Below are 13,981 nucleotides of genomic sequence, written 5' to 3' on the forward strand. Positions count from 1 at the left end.
CAGAAGAACCTAGGTTAGTGGCCCCAACTTTTAATTCATCCATAATATAAGAAATTAAATTGTGTAAACTGTACTCTTCCTTATACGGATTGTTTTTATTGATGAATTTTAATACCTCTTTTAATTCCTTTAGCCGTCCCTGATCCAACTCTTCTTCTAAATGTCGAGTCATGTACTCATCTACAAAATCAGAATTCCTAATGCTCGCTTCAATTAAGAAAGATGCTGCTAATGCAGGAGAACAATCTAAAGCATAGGCTAAACGTTTTAGAACATCATATGTTTCTCCGTGTCCATCTTTTAAGCGAGTAGAAACACGTTCTTTTTCTATGTTTTTATATAACTGTCTAATTGGCTCTTTGGACATATCCCCCATATACACTGTACTTCCATAGCTAAATCCTCTTCTGAAATAATTTGATAAGTAGTCCATAACTTTTGAAGAAGCAAGACCTGAGATACAAATTGATTCAACTACATTTTTTACAGGGGTATTTGTAATATAGGATAATCGATAAATACATTCTTTAAGATCAATTGGAAGTGATGGCTTTACATCTCGTTTTTTGTCACTTCGAATTCTCCTCTTCTTCTCTTCTACTCTCACACAATCACTCCTAAAATCTAAATTTATCTCTAGGACAATGACTTTCTGTACATACCTAAAACATATATATGGCAGGGGAGGGAAGAGCATGTATAATTTTTTTAGATATTGGAAAAAACTTATAATAGTAGAACATGAGAGGAGTCTTTTGTATGAAAATGACGAAAGAAGAGGCGCAAGAAATCGCTAAAAAAATAAAGGAAAACTCTAATAAGTACGGATTACCTGTAAAGAAAAAGAAAAATGCTAGTTCAACCTAAAAAAGAATATATAAAATAAAGCCTTCTACCTAATAAAAAGAGAGAAGGCTTATATTTTTCTACTATACTTATGGAATAATATTTACTAAATTATGTAATGAAGGTAAAAGGAATTCATAATAAAGCTTCAAAAAGATATGTTTTACTCTAACAACTAAAGCCACTAGTACATCTAGTGGCTTAGGCTTTTAAAAATCACTAAATTCTTCAAGATCATCATCATCTAAAGATCCAGACACTTGTTCTAAATCTGCAATTTTTCCTTCTTTGATAGCGTGGTTTTCTGAAGACTTCTCTTTAATATCGTCTGATGCATTGGCAAAACCATTAGCTTGAGCTAATTTCTTTAACTCCCGCAGCTCGAAATTGATATGTTCGAGCAGTTCTTCTGTTCTATTCTCCTGTTCTACTTGATCGGTAGATGTACGATGGAGTTCACGAACAATTAAAGATGAAATATAGTCCCCTAATTTTCGAGACTTTGCATATTTTGCAAGCACGTCATAGACTTCATCACTTAACTGGTTGGTTTTTATCGTAAAGGCGTTCTGACGCTCTGACATGGTTATCACCTACGTTGTTAGGATTTAACGGCTTTCTTCTCGGCTTGTTTCTTTTGAAGATATCCAAGGCTTCGAATTTCTAGGCCAAATAAATTTAAGTGACGACTATCTTCTGGCACCTTATGATATTTCTCTGTACGTTCTTCACCGATTTTTTCATTCATGCTATTCATAATGGCTACTTCTAGTGTCGGAGCAACACCACCACTATATACATATTTACGAATTTTATTTGCTGGCGGTGGGGCTACATCGTTTAACTTCGCTAGTAAAATCTCTACATAGTCTTTTAAAGAAGATCTAATTTGAGCTGTTAAGTCGATGGATTCACCTGTGTTTTCATTTTTCAACTCGAATTTTTGTTTACTGTAATTATCTAAAATAAACTGATCAAAAGCACGTAAATCGGTAAACAGCTCTGGGAATTTCTCTTTTCGTAACTTATCGATATGAGCTAAATAGGGAATACCCTCGATGCTTTGGAATGATTCACGGCTGTTCGCAGCTTTTAATCCCTCTGGTAAAATAACGACATCAATTGATCCTCCACCGATATCAACCATTACGGTTTCGCATTCCACATATTCATTAGCATCTTCACGGTCTTGAAGCGTTAGGTCTTTCTTTAACGCAAAGCGTGCACTTTCTCCTTCTTTTAAGCATGCACTTTCTTCCACAGAAACTTTTATTTCTTTTTCAAACCCTGGTGTATGAATATGGAAAGCATGGTCCCCTAAGAAACGAGTTGCCATTGCTTTTTGTGCTTCACCAAATGTGCTTTCTTTTTTTAGTAACCAGATTGGTAACATCGTAGAGAAATAACCAATCTCAATGCTATTATCCTTTTGATCTTTCGCATGCAATGCATGATAGTATGCAATGGCAGCCAAAAATGTCACATAAGGAATATGGCTTGTAATTTTATTATGTAAACGATTAATGTGATTGTTCGCAAGTTGTTGGCTTGCGGCGATATCACCGACTAAGAAATAACGTTCTTTCTCTTCGTCACCGATTGTTGTAGACAGTAAGATACGCTTCTTAAATTCTTCTGGTGCCGTCACAGCATCTGTAAAGAATGAATCAGCAGCTTCTTTTTGGAGTTCTACAACGTTGGTTGGGAAGTCAAATAGGTACCCATCCATAATGTTCATATCCACGGAGTTTCCACAGTCTTTATTAAAACGTGAAATTTTCATCTCTATACACCTCATTTTTAAGTTAAACTTCTGTTGAACTTAGTATACAAGAAGAAGGGCAGAATTTCAACCCTTTAGTTCAACTTAGTTACCTTCAAAAACTTACATATATCAACAATTATTTTTATCTAGTTAAACTTATTTTGGTATTAGAAGAATAGGTGATTAGGGATTCTCTTTTAATCATAAATTACGCTTTTTTATTAAGGACAATTTATTACAAGTAATTTTGCGTAATGTACCTTATAGATAGTGAAATTAAATATTAATAGCCATAACTAGAACTAGAGGTGGCGCTAATTCCTAAAATGTTCAAATGTTTATTTGATTATTTTTAGAAATTAGACCTAAATTCATATTGGACAAACATATGCTGGGTAACAGAGGATAGTATACGGTTGATGCAAAGGGGGAAATGCATGACATATCTTAAAGTATTGAAAGTATTTTATGTGCTTTTGGCTGTAGTAGGAGCCATTCTAGCTATCGTTTCTTACTTTCAACATTCACTTTATTTAAAGTCATTTGGCCTTGTTTTGTTAGGGTCATCGCTCGTTTTTAATAGTTACACTACCCATTTAGAGTGGAAAGGAAGGGGACCCTTTCTTTACATGGCCATAGGTCTAATAGTGATCGCCATAGCTATAGGTGGTTTCACTAATGCATGGTAACTATTTTTGTTAATGAAGAAAAATCTATATAGTTAATATTATAGATTGGACATTTTAGCTTCTAGCATCTAAGAACAACCAAACTATCCTCATTTCTAATAAAGTTGTCTTTCTAGGATCAATTTTAGTTACCATAAAATGGATTATAGGAACGAAAAGAAGCTCAAGAACTAGTTTATTAGTCCTTGAGCTCCTTTTCTCCAGTGTTCTGGAATCGCTAAAGCAGAGGGCAACTTTGTGTGTAAATCGCCTTTTGCTGCATTTACCTGAGCTTGAGTAAGAAAAAGACTTCCTGTAAGATCAGCACCACTTAAGTCAGCATCCCTGAAGTCTGCTCCAATAAGATCCGTTAATCTAAGGTCAGCCTCTCTAAGATCAGCAGCTATAAATAATGCTCCCTTTAAATTAGCTCCTCTAAGATTAGCTCTTCTTAACTTAGCCCCAATATAATCACTACTACGCTTAAATTTCTTTCCTAACTTTTTACTAGATGTTTTGGGACGGACCAATTCACTTGTATGTAAAAGTAATTCTCTAACTTTCATTCGATGTTCGTGCACATCAACTTTTAAGATATTTTCTGGTGTTTGGTTAATCAAACGTTCCGTTTCTTCAAAGGAAACCTTTAAATCATTGTGAATGGGATTCGTAGCTTGGAATTCAAGTGCCTCGCTTAAATACCAAAGCATTTCATGCAATTGCTGAACAATTGGAAACACATTAAACATTTCTTTAGCCCTTGTTTTGTTATCTCTCAAATCATTTCCTTCATAAATCATTTGAGAAACCCTTTGGCCAGCACCAAAACATTCATATCCCACACAACCTTTGAATCCCGTAGTGATAAGGTTTTCGTGAATGGAACATGAATAGTTTGATTGTAAATGACGGCAAGGAGTTCCACCATCTTTGTCAAAGGCAAAGTCAGCAGATTTTGCGTAAGGTAAAGCTACGCAGCACACACCAAAACAATTTGAGCAGTCCGAACGTAAATTTTCTCGATCTTTATTATCTATCACTAGTTTATTAGGCAATACAATACATTCCCCTCCTGTAAATTTTCATAATTTTATAATAATAGGAATTAGAAGGGAAATAAAGGTTGTTACTGATTTAAATTTATTATTGCATAGGATATACAAAGCTAGTTTACATAACCATTATTCTAGGAAACAAAAAAGGTCTATATTACTTTTATTAAAAGCATAGACATTTAAAAATATCTATAATAATATAATGAACATGCAAAATGAAAGCGTTTTTAAATACTGATTAAAGATATACGAAAAAGATTTTATTAGCTTCAACTAGCAGGTGAATCTACAGTGGAGAAGATTGGAGAACGAATAATAATTACATTTTTTCAGCAGGAGTAAAGACTTTTCTTTTCATAACAGAAGTTACCTTTTTCCTTATTAGAGCAAATAATTTAATTAAGTATAGATTAGTATTAGATTATATGAATGTGTTCCATATTTATATAGACTATATAATTCTGTAATTTTATGTTTAATTAGTACAGTAATTAAAGCTGAAAATAAAGAAGGAAAATGGGTAGGTACGATTATTGAAAGGGAAGGAGAAGAAATTGAGAAACAACTTGGGAAAACTCTATCTATGATAACAACAAAAGAGATAATATGATTTTTAAAACATTGGGCTCAAAAAAATGGGAGAAATGAGATTCCTAGGAGGATAGGTTTTATTGGGTTTTTTCTGTTTATTAGTATGGGTAATTTTGTGATACGCTATGCAATCTTTATTATAAGCGAAATTTTATAAAATTCATCGTCTCAAGCAACATTTAGAGGAGAGATTAAAGTGCTCTTTAATAAAGAATTAAACCTAGTAATATATGAAGTTAAAAAGAATAGAAGAAACAGGTGGAACTGATGAACACAAGGCAAAAAGAAATTTTATATTTGTTGTTATCTGAACCTGATAAGTACTCATTAGTACAAGATTTTGCGGATAGATTAAATTGCTCTGAAAAAACGATTCGTAATGATTTGAAAATAATTGAAGATTATCTTGATGATTATTCAGATGCTCATCTAACTCGAAAACCGGGATTAGGTGTTTACTTAGATATAGAGGAACATGAAAAAGTGCGTTTATGTAATGAGCTCCATACAGTAAAGGAAGAGCCGAAGTATCAATCTGATGAAGAAAGAATTCTGCAAATTGCTTATGATTTATTAATGAATGTACAGCCAGTTACAGCAAAAGAATTTGCTGATCAATATTTTTTAAATCGATCTACAATAAAGAAAGACTTAAATAAAATTGAAAAATGGTTAAGGCGCTTTAGTTTAGCACTAGTTTCAAAACAAAGAATAGGTTTAATAATCGAAGGAACAGAAAAAAATAAAAGAAAAGCATTGACTAGAATATTAGATTTGATTAATAATCCTAGCATTACAAATCAATTTATTAAAAAGCAGTTTTTGTATCATGAGGTAGAATTTATAGCAAGTGAATTAAAAGTATTACAAAAGCGTCATTCTTTATATTTCACAGATGATACGCTCGAAAGTCTACTATTACATACACTGATGATGATTCGAAGGACAAAATTAAAGCAATCTATTTCTATTTCTAAAAGAGAAATAACTGTTCTCCAGAAGAAAAAAGAATACAAATGGACATATGAATTTCTTGAGAGATTGGAAAAATTTTTCGTTATACATTTCTCAGAAGAGGAAATAGTGTATTTAACATTGCATATATTAGGTGGCAAGGTTCGTTATCCAAAAAATGATGCATCATGGGATTTAGATATAATTAATGAAGAAAATTCAGTGCTTTTTAAAATTCTATCTCATTTAATTTATCGAGTATCAGAGCTAAATGCGTTAGACTTTAATAAAGATCAAATTTTGAAAAACGGCTTAAAAATACATTTATATACAACTTTAAATCGTATTAATTATGATCTTTCTGTCTCAAACCCAATGCTAAATGACATTAAAAAGATGTATCCCCACATGTTTGATATAGTAATTGATGTTCTAGGAGAAATTAATCAATTATTTGATCTTTTTATTCCAGAAGAAGAAGCAGCATACCTTACATTACATTTTCAAGCATCTATTGAACGTTTGGATAGTAATAGGCAAAAGCAAAAGAATGCAATCATAGTGTGTCATATGGGAATCGGAATGTCACAGTTATTACGGACAAAGATTGAACGGAAATTCCATCAAATTTATGTTATGGACTGTATTTCTAAAGATGATTTAGACGATTATTTAACAAAACATCAGGACGTAGAACTTGTTATTTCTACCACATCCATCTCGGGGGTGAAAATCCCTCACCTTATTGTATCGCCATTATTGGAATATACAGAAGAAAAAAAGCTAGAAGATTTCATCAAACAATTTGATGAACCAGTTCGTCAAGAAAAAACAGCGTTTTCTATGCTAGATTATACAACGCCTTTTTTAGTTTCGTTACATGACGATGTAGAACATCGTTATATGATAATTGAGAAGTTAGCCAAAGTCTTATATGAAAAAGGTTATGTGGAAAAAGAATATGCTGTTCATGCCATTATGAGAGAAAAAATGTCAGCAACAACCATTGGATCAGGTATTGCTATTCCTCATGCAAACTCTAAATTTATTAAACAGTCAGCAATTGCTATTGCTACATTAAAAGAGCCCCTTGATTGGGGAACTGAAAAGGTGACCCTTGTATTTATGTTGGCTGTGAAAAATGAGGAACAGAAAATGACAAAGCAACTATTTCAAGAATTATCTTTTATAAGTGAACAGCCATCCTTTATTCAAAAACTTACTACAGAAACAAATGTAATGAAGTTCTTATCTTATCTACATTATTAAAAGTAAGGCATAAATGCCTTGCTTTTTTTATTTGATAAAGTAAAAGATTAATTTTTCCGGAAGTTACGGTAAAAAACTAAACTTTTGGCCTTATGACATTGTTATATATTATTTGTAGGCGCTTACAAAAACTAAGGAGGACTAATAATGAAACTGTTAGCGATTACATCATGTCCAAATGGAATTGCTCATACTTATATGGCAGCAGAGAATTTACAAAAAGCAGCATATAGATTAGGGATTCAAATAAAAATTGAGACCCAAGGTGGAATAGGGGTAGAAAATGAACTTACTGAAGAGGATATTCGTGAAGCAGACGGTATTATTATCGCTGCAGATCGAGCAGTAAATAAAGATAGATTTATAGGAAAAAGACTTTTAGTTGTTGGGGTTCAAGATGGAATCCGTAAACCCGAGGAATTAATTCAGAAAGTAAGAAATGGTGATGTGCCTGTCTATCATTCAAAATCAAAAACTGTAGCAGAGAATAACCAGCAAAAGAAGCAAAATCCGATATATCGGCATTTAATGAATGGTGTATCTTTTATGGTTCCATTTATTGTGGTTGGGGGATTATTGATTGCGATTGCAGTGACACTTGGAGGAGAAAAAACACCCCAGGGTTTAGTTATTCCAGACTCGTCTTTTTGGAAAACAATCGAACAAATTGGTGGCGCTTCATTTACATTCATGGTTCCAATTTTAGCCGGATATATTGCATATAGTATAGCCGATAAACCTGGACTGGTTCCTGGTATGATTGGCGGATATATTGCAGCTACAGGAAGTTTTTATGGAAGTGAAAGTGGTGCAGGTTTCCTTGGTGGAATTATCGCTGGTTTCTTAGCTGGTTATGTAGCGCTAGGAATTAAAAAAATGAAGATTCCAAAAGTAATTCAACCGATTATGCCAATCATCATTATTCCCGTATTTGGTTCACTCATTGTGGGTCTGGCATTTGTGTTCATTATTGGTGCGCCTGTAGCACAAGTTTTTGATTCATTAACAGCTTGGTTAGCAGGTATGAAAGGGTCTAGTTCAATTCTTCTAGCATTGATCTTAGGTGCTATGGTTTCTTTTGACATGGGTGGTCCCGTTAATAAGGTTGCATTCTTATTTGGTTCCGCAATGATCGGTGAAGGAAATTATGAGATTATGGGTCCAATCGCTGCGGCAATCTGTATTCCACCAATCGGAATGGGACTTGCTACGTTCTTAAGAAAGGGAAAATTCCAAGTTTCAGAAAGAGAAATGGGTAAAGCAGCCTTTACAATGGGTCTATTTGGTATTACAGAAGGTGCAATCCCATTTGCAGCACAAGATCCAATTCGTGTTATTCCAAGTGTTATGGCTGGTTCTATGACAGGTGCTGTTATTGCAATGATTGGTCATGTAGGCGATAGAGTAGCACATGGTGGCCCAATTGTTGCTGTATTAGGAGCAGTAGATAATGTATTTATGTTCTTTGTTGCTGTAATTGGCGGTTCTATGATAACTGCCATTTTAGTAAATGTATTAAAAAAAGATATTTCAAAATTGGATATATCAAAAGTGGCAGAAATGAAGGAAGTCTCAGCAACAATAGAAGAGCCACACGTACAACAAGAAACTCAAAGAGAAAGCAAGCAAGTAGAGAATGTAGAAATTAAAAAACTCACGGACATTACAAGCTTAGAACTTATTGAAACTAATTTAACAGGAGAAACACGTGATGACATTATTGATGAAATGATAAAAAAGTTGTTTCATGTAGGAACTCTGCATTCTGAAGCAGAATTTAAGCAAGCTATTATGAATCGTGAGCAAAAGAGTACAACGGGTATTGGCATGAATATTGCTATTCCCCATGGGAAATCGAATTCTGTTAAGAAACCAAGTGTAGTATTTGGAATTAAACAATCTGGTGTGGATTGGAAAAGTCTTGATGGAACAGAAGCAAAATTAATATTTATGATTGCTGTACCCAAGGAAAGTGAAGGGAATGAACACTTGAAAATTCTTCAAATGCTTTCTCGAAAACTTATGGATGACAGGTATAGAGAGCAGTTATTAGCCGTTCAAACAAAAGAAGAAGCATACAAGCTATTAAACGAGATTGTATAGAATGGAGGATTACTAATCATGACTGAACCACTATTTTTTGCACCTATATTCAAAGAAAGAATTTGGGGAGGAAAGGAATTAGAGGATAAATTCGCATACAAAGTCCCTTATGATAGAACTGGTGAATGCTGGGCGATTTCAGCACATTTAAATGGGCCATCTATTGCTGAAAATGGTCCTTTCTCCGGGAAAAATTTAAATGAAATTTGGAGAGAAAATCCCGAAGTTTTTGATCACTATGGAGGAGATACCTTTCCACTTTTAACAAAAATTTTAGATGCTAATCAAGATCTTTCTGTACAGGTACATCCTGATAACCTCTATGCAAATCTATATGAAAACGGAGAGTTAGGTAAAACAGAGTGTTGGTATATCATCGATTGTAAGGAAGGTGCTGAGATGATATACGGTCACAATGCTAAAACAAAAGAAGAATTCATTAGAATGATTGAAAACGGGGATTGGGATAAGTTACTTCGTCGAGTAAAGGTGAAACCAGGTGATTTTTTCTATGTGCCCAGTGGCACTATTCATGCTCTATGCGAAGGAACAGTTGTACTTGAAACACAACAAAGTTCTGATACTACATACCGCGTTTATGATTATGAACGAAGAGATGAAAATGGAAGAAAACGCGAATTACATCTTGAAAAGGCAATAGATGTTACGACAGTTCCTCACATAGATGTAGATAATAAATTCCTAATATCAAAATATAAAGATATACTCATTACTACTTTTATAGAAAATCAATTTTTCTCTGTTCATAAATGGGAAATAGATGGAACAGCATCTCTAACAATGGACAAACCCTTTATGTTGTGTAGTGTAATAAATGGAAACGGAACTCTTAGAAGCGTAGAAGGAGACTATTCTTTTAATAAAGGTAGCCATTTTATTCTTCCTGCAAAGACAAAAAATTTTGAGATAAGTGGAATCTGTGAATTAATTATTTCGCATTTATAAACTAATAAGCTTGTTTATATTGCAAATTTAATAAAGTTACTAGCAATAACCGATTAATAGATTTAGAGGAAAAATTAATATTTAACTTATTCATAATCTAGCAACAGTAAAATTAGACAACCCTCTAGAGCTTTTCCTCTAGAGGGTTGTTATAATTTATATAATTTAACAGATTCTTTTAATTTTTTTCCGGTTTAAAAGCAGGAATTGTCATTTCTTCACAAATTAAAGACATACCGTTAACATGTTAACGGAAAAATTCGTAGTTTTTTATGCATGAGTTTAAAATACACAGTTTTATGGTAGATGATACGAAAATGAAAGATATTGTTCTACTATGTGGAGAGAGACATTGGTGGGTTGCATTCGACTATCGGAATACAAAAGATAACCCTCCTATAATTTATATGGATCTAGAATGGGGATCAGACACACTTATTTTTGAATTAGCTCCTGATTTCGAGACCTTCGTAAATGGCTTATTTATTTATGAAGATGAAGAATGACTACATTTATATATACAATAAAAAGGAACTGACATTCAATTGTCAGTTCCTTTTTATTATTACGTTCAACTTTAGTCCTTGGGACATCTTTAGATCTCTCGTCCATTTCATGAAAAATATAAGCGACTAGGCCAACCCCCAACATATAAAAAAAGAGTACATATTCTATGACCATCTAAAGATTACCTACTGCGGTATAGTTTCTTTTTTATTTCTAGGGGTAGACAGGCAACCTTGCTACTGGAGTTACATAGTATCTAAAGAATCAATACTTTACTGATTGATCATTAAATATTTCATTAGTTATATCGATTTAAACTGGATAATATATAATCATACTTAATCGAGTTAATGTGTTCCCTAGATTATGATAGGAATGAGGTCTGTCAGCCTTGAACCTAATAGCATTTCCACTCTTTACAGTATATTCATTGTTATTTACCCTTATAGTGACTTCTCCTTCAAAAACAGTTATGAATTCTTCAGTTCCTTCTCTATGTGAATCAGCGACCTGGGACCCACCTGCTTCTATCTCCGCAGAATAAACTTCAAAGCGTCTATCGTCTTCGAAGGGGAAATAAGGATAGAGTTGATATTTTCCGTTATCTTCAGATAATACTTGAATGTCATTTTTTGAAATGACTTTAGTATCTGGCTGAGGATTATTTATTAATGAAGTAAAAGAAATTTTTAATCCATTAGCTATTTTCCAAATAGTTGTAATTGTAGGACTTGATTCGCCTCTTTCGATTTGCCCTATCATTGTCTTGCTTACTCCAGTTAATTCTGCCACTCTTTCGAGACTTAATTTCTTGCTCTCTCTAAAACTTTTCAAGTTTTTGGCTATAACAAGATTTATTTCCTCCATAAATACACTCCTATAATTATATACTTTTTAACGTCTATATTGTACAATAAAAGGCACGACGTTATATTGTCCGTTTTGAACATTATAATACACATTGTAGAGGAGGTTCAATATGCCACTTTTGTCATTTTTGCTGTATATTTTTGTGACCAGTTTCACCCCTGGTCCTAATAATATTATGGCAATGTTATTTGCTAATGAATATGGTTTGAAAAAGACCATAAAATTTTGTTTAGGAGTAGGTACAGGTTTCCTTATAGTAATGTTGTTATGTAGTTATTTTAATATTTTACTCGAAAATTTCATTCCAAAAATTGAGTTTTTTATGGAGATTCTAGGTGCAATCTATATGATATATCTAGCTATAAAAATCTTTTTGAGTAAAAATGATAATGAAAATAACAATGAAGACAGGAATAACAGCTTCTTTATGGGAATGATTTTACAATTTATAAATCCAAAAGGTATTTTATATGGAATAACGGCTATAGCTACCTTTATACTTCCATATCATGATTCAAACTTCAGCATAATCCTGTATTCGATATTTCTAGCTTTGGTAGGATTTATAGGTACTTTCTGTTGGAGTTTATTTGGTTCAGTTTTCCAAAAAATCCTCTCAAAGTATAGAATCCAGTTTAATTTAATAATGGCTTTATTATTAGTGTACAGTGCAGTCTCCATTTTTATAAGGTAAGTTTCTTATTTAATTAGGAATATATCGTAGAACCGGAATAATTTTAACGTTGTAAACATTTGTGTCAAAGGAGAAGAAATATTTTTATTTTGCAAATAGTAATGTTTAATTGGTCGTTATAACGTATAATTTAGACCTCATATTGAATTTCAAAATGTAACTTGGCCGTTAATATGTAATTCAAGAAGGGGCGATTTTATGTATTTATTGATGTTCTTTTTTTACCTTTTTTAATCTTATAAAATCGAGTTGTTTTTTGTGAAACTTCAATACCTACCTAATTTACAAGGGGGCGGATCAAATGAAGAATATCCATTCTTCTTCTGAATTAAAATCACACAGTATTTATTGGGTTATTGTAGGAGTTACTTTTCTAACTTTATTAGTTGCTGCCGGCGTACGTTCAACTCCAGGAGTTTTAATTGTGCCTTTTGAACAATCATTTGGATGGTCCCGTGCTGAAGTTACATTTCCTATAGCAATTAATTTAGCATTATATGGGCTTTGTGGACCCTTTGCAGCAGCTTTTATGGAACGATATGGTGTAAAGCAGATAATATTAGTTGCTTTATCGTTGTTATTTGTAGGTACTAGTCTATCAGCGTGGATGCAAGAGATATGGCAAATGACATTGTTATGGGGATTAGTTGTAGGAGTGGGATCAGGGTTAACTTCTTCTGTATTGGGGGCTATAGTTGCAAATCGTTGGTTTAAAAAGAAACGGGGCTTAATTGTTGGTGTATTTACTGCCAGTGGAGCAACAGGACAACTTGTTTTTTTACCTATATTTGCAAAAATAATCTCGTCTTATGGTTGGCACATGGTGGTTTGGTCTACGTCATTAGCATCGTTGAGTGTGATAGTATTGGTAGGTTTATTTATGCGCAATAGACCTAGTGATGTAGGAGTTCTTCCCTATGGGGCTAAAGATAAATCTAGTGAAGTAGAAAATAATTCTAATATTAATCCTTTCCTTTCTGCGCTAAATGGATTGAAAATAGGAGTTCGTTCTAAAGATTTTTGGTTACTTGCAGGAAGTTTCTTTGTTTGTGGGTTATCTACAAACGGTCTTATTGGAACTCACCTTATCCCTGCTTGTATGGAGCATGGAATACCAGAAGTAACTGCAGCAAGTATGTTAGCTTTCATGGGGATTTTCGACATTTTAGGTACAACACTTTCAGGATGGCTTTCAGATCGCTGGAATACCCGTTGGCTATTATTTTGGTACTATAGCTTACGCGGAATTTCTCTTGTTTTTCTGCCTTTTGCTCTAGATTCTAATTTTTTGGGCATAAGCATTTTTGTAGTCTTTTATGGGCTCGATTGGGTGGCAACAGTACCTCCCACTGTTCGATTATGTAGCGATGTATTTGGAAAGCAGAGTGGAGTTATATTTGGGTGGATATGGGCTTCTCATCAACTTGGAGCTGCTACTGCTGCCTTTGGTGGTGGAATCTTGCATACATGGTTTGGAAACTATACTTTTATATTTATTTTTGCAGGTATCCTTTGTGCAACAGCATCTGGATGTGTACTTCAAATAAATCGAGAGAAGAAACCAATGACTCAATCTATGTAATTTATGCTAATAAAATATCAAGAAGACTTTTTTATTTGAAATTAAAAATGGGTTTTAAAATAAGAAAAAAGAAGCTTTTTTACGTTTAACTGAAGAACTTAAATCTGTATC

10 protein-coding genes are annotated in these 13,981 nt (G+C 33.3%); 5 read left to right on the top strand and 5 right to left on the bottom strand.

The features are described 5' to 3' along the window. From NST66_RS27815 to NST66_RS27830, 4 genes are all read right to left on the bottom strand, one after another. Window positions 1-607, bottom strand: a 607-nt coding sequence (locus NST66_RS27815; RefSeq protein WP_340843816.1) for a hypothetical protein, incomplete at its 3' end; no start/stop codon positions are given. A gap of 448 nt (window positions 608-1,055) precedes the next feature. After that, entirely contained in the window at window positions 1,056-1,430 is a 375-nt protein-coding gene (locus NST66_RS27820; RefSeq protein ID WP_340843817.1) for a hypothetical protein, read from the bottom strand. A 17-nt stretch (window positions 1,431-1,447) separates the two neighbouring features. Further along, entirely contained in the window at window positions 1,448-2,629 is a 1,182-nt protein-coding gene (locus tag NST66_RS27825; protein WP_182031632.1) for an Alp7A family actin-like protein, read from the bottom strand. Window positions 2,630-3,470: 841 nt separating this feature from the next. Next, the gene (locus NST66_RS27830) at window positions 3,471-4,334 is read right to left on the bottom strand and encodes a pentapeptide repeat-containing protein (RefSeq protein WP_182031630.1); all 864 of its coding nucleotides are present in this window, start codon (window positions 4,332-4,334) and stop codon (window positions 3,471-3,473) included. An 858-nt stretch (window positions 4,335-5,192) separates the two neighbouring features. On the opposite strand from NST66_RS27830, the gene NST66_RS27835 reads away from it, so the two are divergent. From NST66_RS27835 to manA, 3 genes are all read left to right on the top strand, one after another. Further along, window positions 5,193-7,148 carry a BglG family transcription antiterminator gene (locus NST66_RS27835; RefSeq protein WP_340843818.1) on the top strand — a complete coding sequence of 652 codons (1,956 nt, stop codon included), beginning with the start codon at window positions 5,193-5,195 and terminating at the stop codon, window positions 7,146-7,148. A gap of 147 nt (window positions 7,149-7,295) precedes the next feature. Beyond that, entirely contained in the window at window positions 7,296-9,251 is a 1,956-nt protein-coding gene (locus tag NST66_RS27840; RefSeq protein ID WP_340843819.1) for a PTS fructose transporter subunit IIABC, read from the top strand. 18 nt (window positions 9,252-9,269) lie between these two features. Continuing rightward, the gene (manA, locus tag NST66_RS27845) at window positions 9,270-10,217 is read left to right on the top strand and encodes a mannose-6-phosphate isomerase, class I (RefSeq protein WP_340843820.1); all 948 of its coding nucleotides are present in this window, start codon (window positions 9,270-9,272) and stop codon (window positions 10,215-10,217) included. A gap of 819 nt (window positions 10,218-11,036) precedes the next feature. Here manA and NST66_RS27850 read toward each other — a convergent pair. After that, the gene (locus NST66_RS27850) at window positions 11,037-11,591 is read right to left on the bottom strand and encodes a helix-turn-helix domain-containing protein (protein WP_275037680.1); all 555 of its coding nucleotides are present in this window, start codon (window positions 11,589-11,591) and stop codon (window positions 11,037-11,039) included. 112 nt (window positions 11,592-11,703) lie between these two features. Between NST66_RS27850 and NST66_RS27855 the strand changes: the two genes are divergently transcribed. Further along, a complete protein-coding gene (locus NST66_RS27855; RefSeq protein WP_340843821.1) occupies window positions 11,704-12,288 on the top strand; it encodes a LysE family transporter in 585 nt (194 codons plus the stop codon). Between the two features lie 301 nt (window positions 12,289-12,589). Beyond that, window positions 12,590-13,870, top strand: a complete 1,281-nt coding sequence (locus NST66_RS27860; RefSeq protein ID WP_275037682.1) for an MFS transporter — start codon at window positions 12,590-12,592, stop codon at window positions 13,868-13,870. Window positions 13,871-13,981 lie beyond the last annotated feature (111 nt).

It is taken from the genome of Priestia sp. FSL W8-0524 (genome assembly GCF_038005965.1).
In the GTDB taxonomy this organism is placed as follows: domain Bacteria; phylum Bacillota; class Bacilli; order Bacillales; family Bacillaceae_H; genus Priestia; species Priestia zanthoxyli.